The organism is Kitasatospora sp. NPDC001664, assembly GCF_053596675.1.
Map to the genome: position 1 here is coordinate 12,681 of NZ_JBSFGS010000043.1, position 18,780 is coordinate 31,460.

15 protein-coding genes and 2 pseudogenes are annotated in these 18,780 nt (G+C 74.2%); 7 read left to right on the plus strand and 10 right to left on the minus strand.

Going from position 1 to position 18,780, the window contains the following annotated elements:
* Window positions 1-17 precede the first annotated feature (17 nt).
* Window positions 18-1,799: pseudogene (locus ACWCYY_RS37165) on the plus strand (M4 family metallopeptidase); the annotation flags it as partial.
* A gap of 839 nt (window positions 1,800-2,638) precedes the next feature.
* Here the strand turns inward: ACWCYY_RS37165 and ACWCYY_RS37170 are convergent.
* On the minus strand, window positions 2,639-4,378 hold the full coding sequence (locus ACWCYY_RS37170) for an FAD-binding oxidoreductase (RefSeq protein WP_449798554.1): 1,740 nt from the start codon (window positions 4,376-4,378) through the stop codon (window positions 2,639-2,641).
* A 212-nt stretch (window positions 4,379-4,590) separates the two neighbouring features.
* On the opposite strand from ACWCYY_RS37170, the gene ACWCYY_RS37175 reads away from it, so the two are divergent.
* A complete protein-coding gene (locus ACWCYY_RS37175; protein WP_345285976.1) occupies window positions 4,591-4,794 on the plus strand; it encodes a cold-shock protein in 204 nt (67 codons plus the stop codon).
* Window positions 4,795-4,873: 79 nt separating this feature from the next.
* Here ACWCYY_RS37175 and ACWCYY_RS37180 read toward each other — a convergent pair whose 3' ends face one another.
* The 4 genes from ACWCYY_RS37180 to ACWCYY_RS37195 all read right to left on the minus strand — a co-directional run bounded on the left by ACWCYY_RS37180 (window position 4,874) and on the right by ACWCYY_RS37195 (window position 8,681).
* Window positions 4,874-5,098, minus strand: a complete 225-nt coding sequence (locus ACWCYY_RS37180) for a helix-turn-helix domain-containing protein (protein ID WP_345285978.1) — start codon at window positions 5,096-5,098, stop codon at window positions 4,874-4,876.
* The gene (locus ACWCYY_RS37185; RefSeq protein WP_449798555.1) at window positions 5,098-5,568 is read right to left on the minus strand and encodes a DUF2975 domain-containing protein; all 471 of its coding nucleotides are present in this window, start codon (window positions 5,566-5,568) and stop codon (window positions 5,098-5,100) included. Before ACWCYY_RS37185 ends, ACWCYY_RS37180 begins: the two co-directional genes overlap by 1 nt.
* A 76-nt stretch (window positions 5,569-5,644) precedes the next feature.
* A complete protein-coding gene (locus ACWCYY_RS37190; RefSeq protein WP_449798556.1) occupies window positions 5,645-6,799 on the minus strand; it encodes a hypothetical protein in 1,155 nt (384 codons plus the stop codon).
* Window positions 6,800-6,947: 148 nt separating this feature from the next.
* Window positions 6,948-8,681, minus strand: a complete 1,734-nt coding sequence (locus tag ACWCYY_RS37195) for an amidase (RefSeq protein WP_345285983.1) — start codon at window positions 8,679-8,681, stop codon at window positions 6,948-6,950.
* 85 nt (window positions 8,682-8,766) lie between these two features.
* On the opposite strand from ACWCYY_RS37195, the gene ACWCYY_RS37200 reads away from it, so the two are divergent.
* The gene (locus ACWCYY_RS37200; RefSeq protein ID WP_449798557.1) at window positions 8,767-9,366 is read left to right on the plus strand and encodes a TetR/AcrR family transcriptional regulator; all 600 of its coding nucleotides are present in this window, start codon (window positions 8,767-8,769) and stop codon (window positions 9,364-9,366) included.
* A gap of 43 nt (window positions 9,367-9,409) precedes the next feature.
* On the opposite strand, the gene fabG is transcribed toward ACWCYY_RS37200, so the two are convergent.
* From fabG to ACWCYY_RS37215, 3 genes are all read right to left on the minus strand, one after another.
* Window positions 9,410-10,216, minus strand: a complete 807-nt coding sequence (gene fabG, locus ACWCYY_RS37205; protein WP_449798558.1) for a 3-oxoacyl-ACP reductase FabG — start codon at window positions 10,214-10,216, stop codon at window positions 9,410-9,412.
* Window positions 10,217-10,356: 140 nt separating this feature from the next.
* Window positions 10,357-11,769 (minus strand): vanadium-dependent haloperoxidase, encoded by a 1,413-nt coding sequence (locus tag ACWCYY_RS37210; protein ID WP_345285987.1) that lies wholly within the window; start codon window positions 11,767-11,769, stop codon window positions 10,357-10,359.
* Window positions 11,770-12,047: 278 nt separating this feature from the next.
* Complete coding sequence (locus ACWCYY_RS37215; RefSeq protein ID WP_345285989.1) at window positions 12,048-12,590, minus strand: carboxymuconolactone decarboxylase family protein; 543 nt, start codon at window positions 12,588-12,590, stop codon at window positions 12,048-12,050.
* Between the two features lie 114 nt (window positions 12,591-12,704).
* On the opposite strand from ACWCYY_RS37215, the gene ACWCYY_RS37220 reads away from it, so the two are divergent.
* From ACWCYY_RS37220 to ACWCYY_RS37230, 3 genes are all read left to right on the plus strand, one after another.
* Window positions 12,705-13,304 carry a CGNR zinc finger domain-containing protein gene (locus ACWCYY_RS37220; RefSeq protein ID WP_345285990.1) on the plus strand — a complete coding sequence of 200 codons (600 nt, stop codon included), beginning with the start codon at window positions 12,705-12,707 and terminating at the stop codon, window positions 13,302-13,304.
* 197 nt (window positions 13,305-13,501) lie between these two features.
* Entirely contained in the window at window positions 13,502-14,416 is a 915-nt protein-coding gene (locus ACWCYY_RS37225) for a LysR family transcriptional regulator (protein ID WP_449798559.1), read from the plus strand.
* 110 nt (window positions 14,417-14,526) lie between these two features.
* Window positions 14,527-15,609 carry an NAD-dependent epimerase/dehydratase family protein gene (locus ACWCYY_RS37230; RefSeq protein ID WP_449798560.1) on the plus strand — a complete coding sequence of 361 codons (1,083 nt, stop codon included), beginning with the start codon at window positions 14,527-14,529 and terminating at the stop codon, window positions 15,607-15,609.
* A 316-nt stretch (window positions 15,610-15,925) separates the two neighbouring features.
* Here ACWCYY_RS37230 and ACWCYY_RS37235 read toward each other — a convergent pair whose 3' ends face one another.
* Together ACWCYY_RS37235 and ACWCYY_RS37240 are read right to left on the minus strand one after the other, a co-directional pair.
* Window positions 15,926-17,080 carry a sensor histidine kinase gene (locus ACWCYY_RS37235; RefSeq protein WP_345285995.1) on the minus strand — a complete coding sequence of 385 codons (1,155 nt, stop codon included), beginning with the start codon at window positions 17,078-17,080 and terminating at the stop codon, window positions 15,926-15,928.
* Window positions 17,081-17,089: 9 nt separating this feature from the next.
* Complete coding sequence (locus ACWCYY_RS37240) at window positions 17,090-17,800, minus strand: response regulator transcription factor (protein WP_380150431.1); 711 nt, start codon at window positions 17,798-17,800, stop codon at window positions 17,090-17,092.
* Between the two features lie 116 nt (window positions 17,801-17,916).
* Here ACWCYY_RS37240 and ACWCYY_RS37245 point away from each other — a divergent pair.
* Window positions 17,917-18,627, plus strand: a pseudogene (locus ACWCYY_RS37245) (glycosyltransferase family 2 protein); the annotation flags it as partial.
* Window positions 18,628-18,780 lie beyond the last annotated feature (153 nt).

Consider the following 18,780-nt stretch of genomic DNA (forward strand, 5'->3'; position numbering starts at 1 on the left):
ATGCAGTCCATCGACATATGAAGAAAAATGACCTATGTTCATCGCAAGGCACGGCCGGTCCGCGACCGGCACCGCCGTCGACCCGAGGGAGGACACCCGTGCACCACCGTTCCCGTACGCCCAAACTGCTCGGCACCGCCATCGCCGCCGCGCTGGGCATCGGCGTCGGCGTACCGCCGGCGTTCGCCGGAGCGCCGGCCGAGGGGCTGCCGATCACCGTCAGCGCCGACACCGACCCGGTGCCCGCGCTGGTGGCCGGCACCGGCACCGAGGCGCCCCAGCTGGTCACCGGGCTGGAGGAGGCGGCCCCGGGTGCCGACCCGGCCGAGGCGGCCCGGGCCTACCTGGCCGCCCACCGGGACCGCTACCGCGTCGACCCGGCGCAGCTGGTCGTCACCGCCGTGGAGCGTCCGGCGGACGGCCGGCGGACCGTCAGGTTCGAGCAGCGGCACGCCGGTCTGCCGGTCTTCGGCTCCGCCTACCTGGTGCACCTGACCGGGGAGGGCGCCGCGCAGCGCGTCGAGTCGGCCGGCGGCAAGTACTTCACCGGCCTGACCGCCTCGGCCGTCCAGGGCGCCCCCGACGAGGTGCTGCGCGGACTGGCGCTCGCCTCGGTCGAGGCCGGCCCGGCCCGGACGGGGCTCACCGCCGAGGACCGGGGCCAGGTCGTGCTGCCCGGTGGCGGCGGCCGGCTGGTCCGGCACTTCACCCTGCACGGCAGCGACCGGGCGGTCTGGGAGGGCAGGGCCCGCGAGGTCTACGTGGACGCCGCCACCGGCGCGGTCGCCCTCTCGGTGGCCTCCCGGAGCGGCTCCGGCGCCCCGGCAACCGCCGCACCGGCCCCCTCACCCGGTCTCACCCCCGCCGTCGGCACCGCGCCGGACGTGCACGGCCGCCCCGTCCCGGTGAACATCGCCCGACTGCCCGACGGCAGCTACCAGTTGATCGACCTCACCCGCCCCGCCCGGCTCACCGTCTACGACGCCGGCGGCCGGGCGGCGGATGACCTTCCCACCAAGCTGCCCGCGGACGTCCTGCCCGTGACCTCGCCGACCCCCGACTTCCCGGCCTCGACGGCCGCCACCGGCGCCGCCGAGGCGCAGCGCAACGCCGCCGCCGTGTACGACTTCTTCCACGACCGGCTCGGCCGCAACGGCATCGACGGCGCCGGCGGCCCGATCGACGCCGTGGTGAACGTGACCGACTGGGACGGCAGCAGCCTGGCCAACGCCTTCTGGGGCAGCGGGCGGATGACCTACGGCGGCGGCAACGCCAAGTACCTCCCGTTCGCCACCGCGCTCGACGTCTCCGGCCACGAGATGACGCACGGCGTGATCGGGAGCACCGCCAAGCTGGTCCAGCGGGGCCAGTCGGGCGCCCTCGACGAGGCCCTCGCCGACTACTTCGGCAACGCGGTGGAGGTCACCGCCCGGGGCATCCCGATGACCGACCCGCAGGCCGCGCTGCTCGGCGAGACGCTCTGCCGCACCGGCACCCCGGAGGCCTGCGCGACGCGACGCTTCGACCTCGGCCGCAGCACGGTGAACGACTACGTCGGCTTCCCGGAGAGCTTCACCCAGGAGAGCGTGCACGACAACGCGGACATCGTCGGCGGCGCCCTCTGGGACATCCGGCGCACCCTGGACCCGCTGCTCGCCGACCGGCTGGTGTACCGGACGGTCACCGAGTACCTCACCCCGCTGGACAGCTTCGTCGACACCCGGAACGCGGTGCTCGCGGCCGGCCGCTCGCTCGGCCTGACCAAGGCCCAACTCCGTTCGGTGACGGCCGCGTTCGACGCCCACGGGATCAAGGACGGCTGGGAGCGGCGGATCGGCATGGACAGCCGCACCGTGCTCGACTCGCTCGTCGGCGGCACCGAGAACCGGGTGGACGTGGCCGGCGGGCGCTGGGTGATGCCCACCGACCGGGGCGGTTTCATGGGCGTGCTCACCGGCAGGGTCGGCAGCTCCGCCGAGCCGGTCCTGCTCAGCCCGGCCGGGGACCGCGCCTCGCACCTCGCCCCCGCCACCGACGGCACCTCGGCGGCCTGGGTCGTCCAGCGCCCGACCGACTCCGGCAGGCCCTCCTGGTCGGTGGTGGTCCGGCCCCTCGACGGCGGCACCCTCCGCACCGTGCACACCGCCACCGACGCGATGGTCACCAAGGTCCGGGTCTCCGGCCGCCACGTCGCCTTCACCGCACTGGACTTCTCCACCGGCCGCACCCGGCTCTGGCTCTCCGCCGACGGAGCGGCGGCCGCGCCCGTCGAACTGCCCGACGGTCACGCCGCGGAGGCCCCCGCCCTCCGCGGCGACCTGCTCGCCTTCACCGACCGCTGGGAGGAGAACGGGCGCACCCTGCGGGCCCAGACCGTCCGCTCCCTGGCCACCGGCAAGGTGGTCGCCCGCTACGTCCTGGGCGGCGCCGACGGTGCCCAGGAGACGGAGGTCTCCCACACCCTCTTCACCTCGGACCGGCTGCTCTGGCTGGAGACGCCGAGCGACCGCAGCCGCGGCACCTCGATCCGCTCCGCCGCCACGGACGGCTCCGGCGTGACCGACCTGTTGACCGGCAGCTCCTCCGATCCGCGCCGGATCGACGAGTTGACCGCCTCCGACCAGGCCGTCACCTTCGCCTACGACTTCGTGACCCCGAGGACCCGCAAGATCCTCAACAGCGACCTGCCCAAGCTCTGGCAGTTCCCCGTCACCGGCGGCACCCCGCAGCGCCTGTCCTGCAACCGGGCCGGCCAGTACATGCCCGCCGCCGACCGGGGCACCCGGGTGCTCTGGACCCGGGTGCTCTGGACCGACTCCACCCCCGGCCGCACCGACCTGGTGGTGCGGGACCGGCCGGCCGTCAGCTGCTGAACCGTCAGCCGACCGGCCGGAGGCCGGGCCCGGGAGACGGACTGCGGGAAGGCGAAGACCCCGTCCGGGTCGTAGGTGCTCGAAACCGCCTTCAGGCGGGGGAGGTTGGCGCCGTAGTAGGCGGTGCCCCAGTCGGGGAGGGTCGCGTCGATGTAGTTGACGTAGGCACTGGTGGCCCCGAGGGCGGCCAGGCCGTCGCGGACGGCGTCGACCGAGGCGGTGACCGGCTGCTGGTTCGCACGGGTGGCGCTCGCGTACACCTGGGCGGAGGCCAGCGCCGAGCGGTGCGGGAACGCCGTTGCGCCGGGGGCGAGTTCGGCCACGGCTCCGCCGAGGGAGTCCAGCAGGAGGTCCAGGCCGGTGCGGCCTTCGAGCAGCGCGACCAGGCGGCCGGCGTCGACCGCGGAGCCGAGCATCCGGGAGACCGCGACGAAGGAGGCTCGGGGCAGGCGGCCACCCTCGGAGACGGGGTGGCACTGGGCGATGGTGTCGTTGGCGCAGCCGGCCATGTACTTCATCGCGTCGAGGTAGCTCTTGGCCTGGGCGGTGCGGGTGGTCGGCGGCACGCCGACGCGCGCGACCAAGTCGTCCAGCAGCGGGGAGAGTTCGGCCGGTGAGCCGACGTAGCAGCCGCCCGCACGGGCGGTGGGCGGGGTGCCGCCGGAGAGCACACAGTTGGACCAGAGCTCGGGCGGGGCCTCGGCGATCCACTGCTGCCAGGCACCCACCAGCTCGGCCGCCGAGCCGGCCGGGAAGCGGAGCGCGAAGACGGTGAGCTCGGGCGCGGGAGCGGTGCGGAAGGTGAAGGAGGTGACCACGCCGAAGTTGCCGCCTCCGCCGCCGCGCAGCGCCCAGTAGAGGTCCGGCTCGCACTCCTCCGAGACCGTGAGCACCCGGGAGTCCGCCGTCACCAGCTCCGCGCCCACCAGGCGGTCGCAGGTGAGCCCGTACTTGCGGGCCAGCACGCCGATGCCGCCGCCGAGGGTGAGCCCGCTGACGCCGACGGTCGGGCAGGAGCCGGCCGGGAGCAGCCGGCCGGCCGCCGCCAGGGCCGCGTAGACCTCGATCAGCCGGGCCCCGGCTCCGACCCGGGCGGTGCCGTCGGCGCCGACCTCGACCCGGGCCATCGGGCGCAGGTCCATCACCAGGCCGTCGGCGGGCACGCTGTAGCCGAGGTAGCTGTGGCCGCCACTGCGGGCGGCGATCGGGACGCCGTGGCCGCGGGCGGCGTCCAGGCACCACTGGACGTCCTGCGCCGAGGTGCAGGACGCGACGGCGGCCGGGTACTGACGGTCGTTCAGCTCGTTGTAGCCGAGCCGGGCCACCGCGTAACCCTGGTCGGAGGGCAGCAGCAGCCGTCCGTCCAGCCGGTCCTTGAGCGCGGCCCAGTCCGGCGGTTCCGCGCGGTCTCCCCCGGGCGCGGCCCAGGCCGCCCGCCCGCCCGTCGCCACCATCCCGCCGCCCAGCCCCAGCGCGGTCAGGAACCCCCGTCGGCCGATCGTCATCCGCTCGCTCCTCCCGGTCGCCGCCATCCTCACCCGCCGCAGGCCCGCGCCCCCGCAGGCTCGACCGCCCGCACCGCCGGGATCACCTCTACGGGCGGCGACTCACCCGTACGGGTCGACGCCCACGCCTGCGGTTTCCGCTCCGCGCGCCCGGGGATGATCGTCGCCGACCACGGCGATCCGGCGTGGGCGACCAGAGAAGGGCACGAGGCATGGCACAGGGCACCGTCAAGTGGTTCAACGCGGAGAAGGGGTTCGGCTTCATCGAGCAGGACGGCGGCGGGCCGGACGTCTTCGTGCACTTCTCCGAGATCCAGGGAGCCGGCTACCGGAGCCTCGAGGAGGGACAGCGGGTCGAGTTCGAGGTCGGCCAGGGACAGCGGGGCCCGCAGGCGCAGCAGGTGCACGTGATCTGACCCGCCCGGAACGGCAGGGGCGGGGGCGGGACCGAAACCGGTGACCCCGCCCCCGCCGTCCCGCGTTCGCGGCCCGTCGTCACCCGCCGAGGGCCTCCTCGTCGGACTCCCAGCGCAGCAGGTCGCCCGGCTGGCAGCCGAGCGCCTCGCAGAGCGCGGCCAGCGTCGCGAAGCGGACGGCCTTGGCGCGGCCGTTCTTGAGCACCGCCAGGTTGGCGGGGGTGATCCCGACCCGGTCCGCGAGCTCGCCCACCGACATCTTCCGGCGGGCCAGCATCACGTCGATGTCGACCACGATCGGCATCAGATCACCTCGTCGAGCTCGGCGCGCAGCTGCGTCGCCTGGTCGAGCAGCATCCGCAGCACGAGCACCACCAGCGCCACCCCGAGGATCGCCAGGCCGATGCCGGCCATGATCACGGTGACCCCCGGGTCCTCCCGCTGCCCCGGCGCGTTGATCCCGGTGACCACGAACCAGAGCAGGGCGACAGCCACGATCGAGCCGATCACCCGGTTCACGTGACCGAAGGCGGCGTGCGAGAAGACGGTGCCGCGCCGCACCATCGCCACCAGCCGCCAGACGGCATGGAGCGCGACCTGAGCGGCCAGCATCCCCAGCACCACGATCACCCGCAGCGCGGTCAACGGCATCGTCCCGTCCTCCGGATCGCTGCCGCTCACCAGCGTCCACACCATCAGCACCTGGAGCAGCACCGTGCCGGTGAACACCACCCCGAGCACGGCGCGCAGCGCACGCACGGTGAATCGTCCCATGACCCATCCCTCCATCGATCAACGATGGGAATCTATCGATTTTCGATAGGCCATGCAAGGCTGCCGCCCTGCCGGGTCAGACCAGCCGATCGTGGTGCTGTGCGGCGACGGCCCGCACCAGCGCGGCGAAGGCCTCCCGGGAGCCGTTCTGCCGGGCCTCGGCCTCCTCCTCTCCCTCCTCTCCCTCCTCGCCCTCCTCCGCCCCTCCGTCCAGCGGCTCCGCGTACTCGTCGTGCAGCAGCCAGCAGCCCTGGATGCCGGTGAGCAGGTCCTCCAGCAGGTCGCGCGCGGGCCGCTTCGGGTCCAGCGGGGTCAGCCGCAGGTCGGGGCCGTCGCCGTCGTCGTCCTCGTCCTCCTCGGCGTAGGCGGCGAGCAACTCCTCGGCCTCCTCCAGCTGTTCGCGGAAGGCCGCCGGATCGGGCAGCACCCCGTCGGCCACCCGCAGGGCGTGGCGCACCAGGCCGGTGACGACGTCGTACGGGGACGCGCCGGCCTCGATCAGCTCCAGCACCAGCGTCGGCGTCTCGTACGGCAGGGACTCGACCGCGTCCGCCTCGCGGACCACCTCGGTGGCCGGGTGGCCCGAGACGGCGGCGGCCGCCTCGGCCGCGGCGGCCAGCCAGTGGGCGGCCGCCACCGCCGCCGCCGTCGGGTCCACCTCGGAGAAGAGTGCGGCCGGGCCGAACGGGTTGTCCTCCAACAGCCGGTCGGCGGCGGCCACTTGGACCGGCGAGGCGTCCTCCCGGGAGAGCAGCACGGCCTGCTGGGCCCGGCCGGAGAGGGCCCCCAGCTCGGCCGCCTCCACGGCGGCCAGCTCGGCCCGCACCTCGGCCCGGACCGCCTCGGTCAACTCCGGTACGGCGAGCGCCAGCAGGGCCCGGCCGATCCGGTTGGCGTTCTCCACCAGCGGACTGGAGGAGACGGTGATCGAGCCGCCGTGCGGCAGGTGCGGGTCCTCCACCGCCCGGGCCACCTCCTCGAAGGCCTCGCGCTCGCGCTCGCGCCGCCAGCCCTCCGTCCCCGGCTCCAGGGAGTGCGCGGCGCCGGCCGGGTGGGTGTAGGTGTGCCAGGCCGCGGCGGAGAACTGCGTCAGCACGCTCGCCAGCCGGGACAGCCCGGCCAGGCTGGTGCCGGCCGGGACGGCGGAGACCCGGGCGGCCAAGTCCCCCTCCCCGCTCCCCCAGGTGGCGATCAGCTCGTGCCGAACGGGATCGACGCAGTACCGGGTCATGACGGACCACCTCCAGGCTCCGCACCGTCATACCACCCGCCGACGACGCTCCGTGGCCGGATCCGCCGGGAAGCCGCCCGAACGGCAGGCGGCGGGGTGCGCCCCTGAAGGGACGTCACCCCGCCGCCGGAACCACGACGCGCGGGCGTCAGGCCGACAGGCGCGGGGTGCGCCCCGGCTCCGTCCGCCGCTCGCCCGTCGCCTCGAAGGCCGCCCCGAGGGCCAGCAGGGCGTTGTCGTCGTAGGCGCGGCCCGCGAAGGTCAGGCCGACCGGCATACCGGTGTCGGCCATGGTGCCCATCGGCACGGTGACGGTGGGGATGCCGAGGTGACGGGGCACCAGGTTGCCGTTGGCGACCCAGACGCCGTTGCGCCAGCCGAGCTCGGCCGAGGCCTCGTTCACGTCCATGTCGGCCGGGCCGACGTCGGCCAGCGCGGGGAACACCACCGCGTCCAGGCCGAGCCCGTCCATCCACTGCTCCAGGTCGACCCGGCGGGTCTCCTCCAGTCCGCGCAGGCCCTGCTCCACGTGCGGCATGTCGGTGAAGGAGGCGTAGGGACGCTCCGCCACGAAGCGCGGGTAGTCGCCGATGGTGTCGTCGAACCCGGCGTAGCGGTCCGGCAGTTCGCCCTGGTGCTTGGGCCAGATCCGGTCGGCGTCCACCTCGGCGATGCTCGGCAGCGCCGGGTCGCCGTTGGCGCGCAGGAAGTCGTCCCAGGCCCAGGCGGAGAGGTCCTCGATCTCGACCTTGAGGAAGTCCCGGGTGACGAAGCCGCGGGTGAACAGCGAGGGCGCGCCCGGACGGTCCGCCTCGTAGTTGGACACCACCGGGAAGTCGACCTCGACCACCTCGGCGCCGGCCTCCTCCAGGTCGCGGCGGGCGGCCTCCCACAGGGCGATCACCGAGGCGCGGGTGTCCACCCGCTGACCGGTCTGGCCGCCGATGCCGCCCTCCGGGTTGGTGCCGGCCTCCGGGTCGGCGTTGACGTACATCTTCGGCACGCCGACCCGCTTGCCGGCCAGCGCGGCGCGCGCGGCCGCGGCGTCGGCGGGGGCGAGCGCGGGGTAGGAGGCCGGGCGGACCTCGGAGGCGGCCGGCAGCTCGATCCAGGGCTGGGCGCGCCACAGGTCGCCGCGGGTCTCCGCGTCGTCGGCCACGACCACGTCGAGCAGCTCGAACAGGTCGGCCATGGTGCGGGTGTGCGGGACGACGACGTCCATGGTCGGCACCAGCGGCCAGTTGCCGCGCACCGAGATGACGCCGCGGCTGGGCGTGTAGGCGCACAGGGCGTTGCTGGAGGCGGGCGCGCGGCCGGAGGACCAGGTCTCCTCGCCGAGGCCGAAGGCGCCGAAGGAGGCGGCGGTCGCGGTGCCGGAGCCGTTGGAGGAGCCGGAGCCGTAGGCGCTGGTCAGCCACTCGGCGTTGTACGGGCTCTCGGCGCGGCCGTAGACCCCGCGCTGCATGCCGCCGTTGGCCATCGGCGGCATGTTGGTCAGGCCGATCAGCACGGCGCCGCCGGCCCGCAGCCGCTCGATCGCGAAGGCGTCGCGCTGGGCGACCAGGTGCTCGAAGGCGGGCGAGCCGGCGGCAGCCGTCAGGCCCTCGGCGAGGTAGCTGTCCTTGGCGGTGTACGGGATGCCGTCCAGCGGGCCGAGCAGCTCGCCCCGGGCGCGGCGGGCGTCGGAGGCCTCGGCCTCGGCGCGGGCCCGCGGGTTCATCACCACCATGGAGTTGAGCGCGGTGGCGGTGCCGGGGCGGTCGTACGCCTCGATCCGCGCGAGGTACGCGTCCAGCAGCTCGACCGCGGTGGTCTCGCCCTTCTCCAGCGCCGCGCGCAGGCTGGCGATACCGGCTTCCACAACATCGAATCCGCGCGTCATTGCGGGTCTCTCCTGGCAGGTCGGGTCACTGACTAGATTTTCAGTCTAGACTAACGGTCTAGGACGACGGAACCGGGGATGGGCCATGGTCGAGAGGAAGCGCCAGCCGAGCGGCGACGAGGCGCGGGGGAAGGCGATGCGGGCCGCCATCGGCGCCATCGCGGAGAAGGGCCCCGCCGGGGTGCGGATGGCCGACATCGCGGCCCGGGCCGGCATGAGCACCGGCCACATCCTCTACCACTTCGGCCGCAAGGACCGGCTGCTGCTGGAGGCGCTGGCCTGGAGCGAGGCCGACCTCGGCGCCCGCTTCGAGGAGGCGGCCGCCGGGGCCGCCACCGCCACCGAGAAGCTGGCCCACTTCGTCCGCTACTACCTCCCCCGCGGACAGGGGGACGAGCGCTACGGCCTGTGGACCCACATGTTCGCCCGCCGCCACGACGACGCGAGCCGCCTGCTGCTCACCGAGCTCTCCGACACCTGGGACGCCCGCCTGGAGGCCGTGGTCCGCGAGGGCCAGGCACGCGGCGAATTCGCCCCCGTCGACCCGGCCGACTTCACCGTCCGCGCCGTCGCCATGCTGAACGGCATCTCCGCCGACATCATGTTCGGCCGCCCTCGCTGGCAGCAGACCTCCCCCGACGCCTTCGCCCTGGCCGCCCTGGAGCGCGAGCTCCGGGCCTCCTGACGCGCCGTCAAGGGAGGTCCGGGGAGAGCGCGTTCTCGCGGAACTAGCCGGAGACCGCCGCCGGAGCGAAGGCCTCCAGCGACTCGGGGACGGTCTGGCCGCCGTCGACGGTCAGGGTCTGACCGGTGATGAAGGCGGCCTCGTCCGAGGCGAGGAAGCAGACCGCGTGGGCGATGTCGGCCGGCGAGCCCAGCCGGCCGAGCGGGACGGCGGCCGCCATCCGTCGCAGGTAGTCCTCGCCGAGCGCCTCCAGGCCTTCGGTGCGGACGTTGCCCGGGAGCACCGCGTTGACGGTGATGCGCAGCGGGGCCAGCTCCAGGGCCGCGCCGCGCAGGAAGCCGAGCTGGCCGGCCTTGCTGGCGCCGTAGTGGGACCAGCCCGCGTAGCCGGTGGTGGGGCCGGTGATCGAGGAGGTGAGCACGACCCGGCCGTGCCCGGCGCGCTCCATCGCGGGCAGACAGGCACGCACGGAGAGGATGGAGCCGCGCAGGTTGACGGCGAGGACCTCGTCGACGTCGGCGGCCGTCATCTCGCGCAGCGGCTTCTCGGGGAAGATCCCGGCGTTGGCGCACAGCACGTCCACGTGCCCGTGCAGGCGCTCCGCCAGGGCCGCCACCTCCTCCATCGCCGCCGGGTCGCGCAGGTCCGCGCCGGCGCCGACCACCCGTCCGCCGGTGGAGCGGACCAGCGCCCCGGCGACCTCACGTGCGGCCTCCCGGTCGCGGCCGGTGAGCAGCACCGCCGCACCCCGGCGGGCGAACTGCTCGGCGATCCCGCGCCCGATGCCGCGCGTGCCGCCCGTCACGATGACCGATCGCTCGCGCCAGGGGGTGCCGCCCGTGCCGTTCATGGTCCGCTCCAGTTCCTCCGCCGGGTCACGTCGGGCTCACCGTACATCACTCTCCGTAGTCACCGGGGCCACCGGACCCCGAACGCGGCCGTGCCCGGCCACCGAAGTGACCGGGCACGGGATTCCGAGGGGAGCTGGGGTCAGCCGAGGCGGTGGGCGTTCCAGACGTAGCCGCCGACCTTGGTGCCGCCGGCGACACCGGTGACGGTGTCGAAGCGGTAGTGCACGCCGTTGTAGACGCGGCTGATGGCGTTCTCGGCCGCGGCGGAGCTGAAGGAGCTGATGTGGCGGGTGACGCCCTTGGCGTTCGGGTCGTCCGTGGTGCCCTCGTACGGCATCACGTCGGTGCCCCACCAGCCCTGCATGATCTGGGCCCAGGTCGCACCGAAGGTGGAGTGGCCGGACTGGTAGGCCGGGAACGGCGGGGAGAAGTGGTTGCCCGCGGCGTCCGAGGACAGCGGGAGCCAGTTCGGGTCACCGACGGTGTTGGGGTTGTAGTCGTTGTCGGCGAGCTGCACCGCCGACTGCGGGCGCCACAGGTCGAAGTCGGAGTCCCACTTGGCGTCCCAAGCGACGATCGCCGCGTCGGCCAGGGCGATGGACAGGGTGCCGAAGAGCTTCGCGGTGTAGAAGGAACTCGCGTTCGGCTTGTACTTGTTGAGGACCACCAGGGTGTGGTCGTACTGCTGGCCGGTCGGCTTGTAGGTGCCGTTCAGGTCGTTGGCCCAGAAGCGGGCGATCTGCGTCTGGTCGGCGGTGCGGGTGGTCGAGTTCCAGGCGCCGAGCTCCTTGACCTCGTTCAGCGCGTCGGCGTAGATGCTGGAGGGGAGCAGGGTCTCGGCGGTCTCGAAGCCGCCCGGCTTGGCCGGGCGGAACTGGTCGGAGCGCTCCATCACCCACGGCTTGACGTGGCCCCAGTTCGGGCCGCCGGCCGCAGCACCGGGGGTGGTGGGCCGCCAGTGGCCGGGCTCCAGACGCGGCACGTAGGGGGTGGTGTCCGCAGAACCGTCGTTGGCACGGAAGTCGATCAGCGCCTGGGCGTTCTTGGTGCCCCAGTACTTGCCCAGCGCCACGTCGGCGGCCGAGCCGGAGGAGGTCAGGCTGCGCGCGGCCAGCAGGTCGTCGTCCAGGTTCACCGTCGGGAAGGACGCCTTGAGGGCGGTGTAGGCGGCGTAGTCGATCGCCGAGTCCAGCGCACCGTACTTGCGGCGCAGCTCCGGGGTGTAGGTCAGGTAGGGGTTACCGACCTTGTAGATGGAGTTGACGGTGTCGTAGATCGCGATGTTCATCACCGCGCCGGCCCGGGTGATCGGGCCGGCGATGCCGCCGGCCTCGCGGGTGGCCTGGAGCATGGCACGCTCCCAGAACAGCACGTGGTCCGGGCCGAGCTTGTTGGCGACCGCGTCCGGGACGGACTCGACCGAGTGGACCTTCTCGTCCGCTCCGTCGACCTCGGCGAGGGCCTGGGAGGGGACCATCGCGACCAGGGCGCCGATGGCGACAAGGGTGACCAGGGCCTTGCGGCCGCGGCGGGAGATGCTGACCTTCGACATTCCGATTCCAATCCGATCCATCGATATGAGGCTTGGCATTCCGCCGGTCTCTTTCCCCGGCTGCCCTCCTGACAACAACAACGTTATCCGTCGCACCGACGGATGGAAGGCCGTGTATCCCTATATCAGGGATCGGTGGATTCGATGCCCCCACCACCAGAAAAACCGAAAGGCCCTGCGCAAGAATACGCAGGGCCTTTCGGTCAGGTATTTCTATCCGGAACCCACGGACACCGCACGGGGGAAATCGGTGTCCGTGGGCGCCGTGCGGCACGGGCTCAGCCGAGGTGGCTGACGACCGGCCAGTCGATGGCCACGCCGGCGGCCTTGTTGAAGTAGTTGGTGAAGACGTTCAGCGAGACGTTGGCGATGACCTCGGCGATCTCACCGTCCGTCAGACCGGCGCTGCGGGCGGCCTTCAGGTCGGCGTCGTCCAGGTCGCCCTTGGTGTGCAGGATCGCGACCGACAGCTTGAGGACGGCCTCGGTGCGCGGGTCCGCGGCCTTGGCCCGACGGGCGTCCGCGGCGGCGGTCTCGTCCAGGCCGGCCAGGTTGGTGGCGATGTAGGTGTGGGCCGACAGGCAGTAGTCGCAGCTGTTCTCCTGCGCCACCACCAGGGCGATCGCCTCGCGGACGGCCGCCGAGAGCGAGCCGCCGCCCAGCGCGCCGGAGAACTCGAGGTAGGCCTTGAGGACCGCGGGGCTGTTGGCCATCACCTTGGTCATGTTCGGGGTCACCCCGAGCGCCTTCTGCACGGCGCCGAGGAGGTCGGCGGCGGCACCCTGGGCGTCGGCGGGCTCGATGATCGGAAGGTTCGACACGGTGGACTCCTCAAGACGCGGTGGACAAGTTTTCTAACGGTTTGCAGCGCCTGCTGCCGTGAGAACAGTGGCACAGGCTTCTCACGGATGCAAGTCGGGGTTACCGTTAGAACCATGAGAGTCGACGACCTTGAGAGCGGAGGGGCGCCCCTGCTGGGCGAGCCCCTGCCCATCGAACTGGCCAACGCCACCTACGCGGTCCGCGGCCGCTTCGTGGACGGGCTGCAGACCACCGACCACGTCGCCGCCTGGCTACGGGACAACCGCGCACGGTTCACCGAAGCCGTCCCCGACCGCGACCTGCTCGTGGTCAACGCGACCGAACTGGACGCCACCCGCCGGCTGCGCGACGCCGTCCGCCTGCTCACCGACGCCGCCGCCCACCGGACCCGCCCCCCGCAGGAGGCCATCGACACCGTCAACCGGCAGGTCCGCACCGCACCGCGCTGGCGCGAGCTGAGCTGGGGCGACAGCGCCCCGACCGCCACCACCCACTCCACCTCCGATCCGATCGGCGCCGCCCTCACCGAGGTCGCCCAGCAGACCGTCGACCTGTTCTCCGGGCCCGACATGCCCAAGGTCACCGCCTGCGACGCCCCCGGCTGCGTCCTGTACTTCGTCAAGGACCACCCCCGCCGCGAATGGTGCTCGCCGACCTGCGGCAACCGGGCGCGGGCCGCCCGGCACTACGAGCGCACCAAGCGGAACGGCTGACCGTGCACGGAGCAGGCCGGATTCCCGATTTCCGGAACCGGCCTGATACTCCGTCATGATCCGCCCTCTTCGCGGATTGCGAACGGCGCCTTCCCCGTGCCACGATCTAACGGAGGCCGACCCTCACAGCCATTAGCCCGGGGTCGGCCCGTTCCGTGCTCGCGAATTCACACGCCGTGCGCCTGGGGGGCCGTTCCATGGATTTCACCTTCCGTCAACTCAGAACGTTCCGGGACGCCGCCGAATCCGGCAGCCTCACTCTCACGGCAAAACGCCTCGGCTGTTCGCAGTCCAATGTGACGACGCAGATCCGCACCTTGGAGACCCGGTTCGGCGCCCAGCTCTTCGTCCGCACGCCGAGCGGCGTCCAGCTCACTCCCGCCGGCCGGACGACCAAGGAGTTCGCCGACCGGCTCTTCGCCGCCGTCGACGAGATGCACAGCGAGCTGAGACCCGGCGCCGGCCCCACCGGCACCGTCACCGTCGCCTCCACGCCGCTGCTGATGGAGTACGAGATCGGTGACCTCGTCCGCGACTGCCGCCGGCGCCACCCCGGGGTGACCCTCGCGCTCCGGGCCACCAGCGCCGCCGACGTCGACGAGGCCGTCACCACCGGCCAGGCCGACATCGGGCTCACCCTGGTCGCCGACCCCGCCGACCAGCCCGCCGGCCCCGCCGGCATCAGCCGCCAGACCCTCTTCGAACTGCCCCTGGTGCCCGTCGGCGAGCCCCTGCCGGACAGCCCCGGCCACCAACTGGCCTTCGAGCACGTCCTGGTGGTCGACCCCGCCTGCGCCAGCCACGACGGCCTGCTGCGGCACCTGCGCGCCCGGTACGGGATCGAGCCGCCCACCATGGAGGCCGGTTCGGCCCGGGGCGCGATCGGCCTGGCCTGTGCGGGGCTCGGGGTGACGATGCTCCCGGAGCGCGCCGTCACCGAGGCTCCCGGCGCCGCCGGAGCCACCGTCGTGCCCTGGCTGCCGGGCACCACCGCCCACGTCCAGGCCGTCTGGAACGGAACCGGACGGCTCGCGCCCGCGGCCGCGGCCTTCCTGGAGCTGGTCCGGCAGGCCGCGAGCGCCCGGCCGCGCCCGGCCCTGGTGGCCGCCTGACCCGGACGCGGTGACGATCCGTCAGGGGCTGGCCGCGCGAGTTCTTACGGCTCGCTGACGACCCGGCCGGGATGCACCGGAGGTGCGGACGGCGGGCGTAGCGTCCGGGCATGGACATTCTGCTGACCGGCGGCGCCGGGTTCATCGGGTCGGCCGCGGCCGCCCGGCTGGTGGCCGAGGGGCACCGGGTGCGGGTGCTGGACGCCCTGCTCCCCGCCGTGCACGGCTCGCCCGACCACAGGCCCGAACTGCCCGACGGTGTCGAGGAGTTCATCCACGGTGACGTCCGCGACCGGGCGGTGGTGGAGCGGGCCCTGGACGGGGTGACGGCGGTCTGCCACCAGGCGGCGATGGTCGGCCTCGGGGTGGACCTGGAGGACGCCCCCGAGTACGCCGGCTGCAACGACCTCGGGACGGCCGTGCTGCTGGCCGCGATGGCCCGGCTCGGCGTCCGGGACCTGGTGCTCGCCGGATCGATGGTGGTGTACGGCGAGGGGCGCTACGACTGCCCCGAGCACGGCGGCGTCGCCCCGGCCCCGCGGCGGGTCGCGGACCTGGAGGACGGACGGTTCGAGCCGCCCTGTCCGGTCTGCGGCGCACAGCTGCGGCCGGGCCTGGTCACCGAGGACGCGCCGACCGACCCGCGCAACGTCTACGCCGCCACCAAGCTCGCCCAGGAACACCTCGCCTCCGCCTGGGCCCGGGCCTGCGGCGGGCGGGTCCTGACGCTCCGGTACCACAACGTCTACGGGCCCGGGATGCCGCGCGACACCCCGTACGCGGGGGTCGCCTCGCTCTTCCGCTCCGCGCTGGCCCGGGGCGAGGCACCGCTGGTGTACGAGGACGGCGGCCAGCGGCGGGACTTCGTGCACGTGTCGGACGTGGCCGGGGCCAACGCCGCAGCCCTCCGGGCGGTGACCGGCCGTCCGGACGGCACCGCCCGGGCCTACAACGTGGGCAGCGGTGAACCGCACACCGTCGGGGAGATGGCGGCGGCCCTCGCCGCAGCGACCGGCGGCCCCGCCCCGGTGGTGACCGGGCACTACCGCCTCGGCGACGTACGGCACGTCACCGCCGACTCCAGCCGCCTGCGACAGGAGACGTCCTGGCGGCCGCTGATCGGCTTCACCGAAGGGATGACCGAGTTCGCCACCGCCCCCCAACGCCCCGCCGCCCGGGCCACCACCACCTGACCCGCACGGCCCAGCCCGGCCACCGGCACCGGACAGCCGACGACCGGCCGCCCCACCCCGGCCGCCACCCGGGCGGCCCGTCGCCCCACAGACCGGCCCCGGCCGAGCCGGAGCCCACGGACGGCCGGGGCCGAAGGGCGACACCCCGCCACGGTCCTCTCAGGGGCCGCGACCCGCCGCACCACCCGCACCGCAGGCCGGTTCCGGCCCAGGGCGGCGATCCCCCACCTGCGAGCAGCGACGCCACGCACACCCGACGGCCCGTCACACCGCAGGTCCGCAACCGCCCCGGGCCGCAGGCCAGGGCGCGGGCCGGTCAGGCCGGCCGGTGGGCCGTGGGGAGGCGGATCTCGAAGCGGCAGCCGCCGTCCACGTTGGAGACACTGGCGCTCCCGGCGTGGGCCTCGGCGATGCCGCGGACGATGGCCAGGCCCAACCCCGCGCCCCCGCCGAGGCGTTCGGCCCCGTCGGTGGTGCCGAGCGGGTGCGGGGTGCGGGCGCTGCCGCCGCGCCAGCCGGTCTCGAAGACCCGGGGCAGGTCCTCCTCCGGGATGCCGCCGCAGCCGTCGGTGACGGCCAGCACCACCTCGCCGTCCTGCCGGCTGGCGGTCACGGCGACCACGCCGTCCGCGGGCGTGGCGCGGATCGCGTTGACCAGCAGGTTGCCCAGCGCCCGGGAGACCTCGCGGCTGTCGACCTCCACCGGGGCGGGGTCGACCTGCCCGCCGAGCAGCCGCACGCCGCGCTCCCGCGCGAGCGGGTCCGCGCCGGCCAGGGCGTCGCCGACCAGGTCGAAGCAGGAGATCCGGGCGGGGGTGAGGTGCAGGGCGCCGGTCTGCAGCCGGGAGAGTTCGAACAGGTCGTCGACCATACCGGTGAGCCGGTCGACCTCGGTCGCGATCCGGCCGTGGTAGCGGGCCGGGTCCTCGGCCACTCCGTCCTCCAGGGCCTCGGCCATGGCCCGCAGGCCGGCCAGTGGGGTGCGCAGGTCGTGCGAGATCCAGGCGATCAGTTCCCGCCGGGAGGCCTCCAGGGTCTGCTCGCGCTTGCGCGACTCGGCCAGCCGCGCACTGGTCGCCGCCAACTCGGCGCTCAGCTGCGCGAGTTCCGCGCTCAGCGGCTGGTCGGGCGCGGTGAAGCCGCCGTCGCTGCCGACGGTGCGGGCGGCCAGGGCCAGCGCCCGGCTGCCGCTGACGGCCTGCCGGCCGAGCACCGCGGCGGCGATCAGCGAGACCACCGCCCCTATCGCCAGCACCGTCATCACCACGCCGAGGTCGTGCTCGGAGAGGAACATCGCCTGGGCGACGGCGGTGGTGCCGGAGGCCATGGCCAGCACCGTGACCACCGCGACGGCGGACAGCGACAGCGCCACCGAGCGCCGGCGCAGCGCCCGGACGGCGGGCCAGCCCAGCAGGCCGGCGGCGCCCGCGCCGAGGGCCGCGTAGGCGGCGATGAGCAGGAGGTCGTTCATGACGGCGGGTCAGCTCCCTGTCGGGTCGAAGCGGTAGCCGACGCTCCACACGGTGGTGATGAGCTCGGGCGCGGCGGGGTCGTCCTCGATCTTCTCGCGCAGCCGGCGGATGTGGACGGTGACGGTGGAGCGGTCGCCGAACTCCCAGCCCCAGACCTCCCGCATCAGCTCCTCCCGGGAGAAGGCCGTCCCGGGGTGCCGCAGCAGGAACTCCAGCAGGTCGAACTCCCGCAGCGTGAGCGAGAGTTCGCGGCCCGCGCGGAAGCTGCGGCGGCCGACGGGGTCGAGCAGCAGGTCGCCCGCACTGAGCACGGCGGGCTGCGGGGCGCGGGCGGGGCCCCGCCGCAGGACCGACTGGACCCGCAGGGTCAGCTCCCGGGGGCTGAACGGTTTGGTCACGTAGTCGTCCGCGCCGAGCTCCAGGCCGAGCACCCGGTCGGCCTCGTCGCCCTTGGCGGTGAGCATGACGACGGGCAGTCCGGCGCCGTCGGGCCGCTCGCGCAGCCGCCGGCAGACCTCCAGCCCGTCGATGCCGGGCAGCATCAGGTCCAGGACGACCAGGTCGGGCCGGTGGGCGGCGGCGGCCGCGAGGGCGGAGGGTCCGTCGGCGGCCCGGTCGACCTGGAAACCCGCGCGCAGCAGGTAGCCGGTGACGACCTCGGCGACCGTCGGGTCGTCGTCGACCACGAGGATCCGGGCGGTGGGGGCAGGCAGGGTCACGGGGCGAGCCTAGGCGCCGACAGGCTCCGCGGGCGACGGCCGGGGCGACGGCCGGGCACCGCGTAGCACTTCCGTAAGGACGTCGTACCGGGCCGGGCGCCCCGTCCGGCACTAGCGTGAAACGGGTGACCACTCCCTCCCTCCCCGCCCCCGTCGACGTGGTGCTGCCCTGTCTGGACGAGGCCGCCGCGCTGCCCTGGGTCCTGGGCCGGATCCCCGACGGCTGGCGGCCGATCGTGGTGGACAACGGTTCCACCGACGGTTCGGCCGCGATCGCCGCCGGCCTCGGCGCCACCGTGGTGCACGCGGCGCGGCGCGGCTTCGGCGCCGCCTGCCACGCCGGGCTCTCGGCCGCGACGGCCGAGGTGGTGTGCTTCCTGGACTGTGACGGTTCGTTGGACCCGCGCCAGCTGCCCCGGGTGGTGGACCCGGTGCTGGCCGGCACCGCCGACCTGGTGCTCGGCCGCCGACGGCCGACCGCCCGGGGAGCCTGGCCGCCGCACGCCCGGCTGGCCAACGCCGCGCTGGCCCGGCGACTGCGGGCCCGCACCGGTGCGCCGCTGCACGACCTGGGCCCGATGCGGGCCGCCCGGCGGGAGCGGCTGCTGGCCCTGGGGCTGGCGGACCGGCGCTCCGGCTACCCGCTGGAGATGGTGCTGTCCGCCGCGCTGGCCGGCATGCGGATCGCCGAGACCGAGGTGGACTACCGTCCCCGGTCCGGGCGTTCGAAGGTGACCGGGACGGTGCGCGGCACCCGGCAGGCGGTCCGCGACATGCGGGCCGTCCTCGCCGCACCGCCGCCGACCCTGCTGGTGATCGCCAAGGCTCCGGTGCCGGGCCGGGTCAAGACCCGCCTGACCCCGGCCTACACCCCCGAGCAGGCCGCCGAGTTGGCCGAGGCGGCGCTGGCCGACACGCTGGCCACCCTCTCCACCGTGCCCGCCGGGGAGCGGATCCTGGCCCTGGACGGGGAGCCGGGC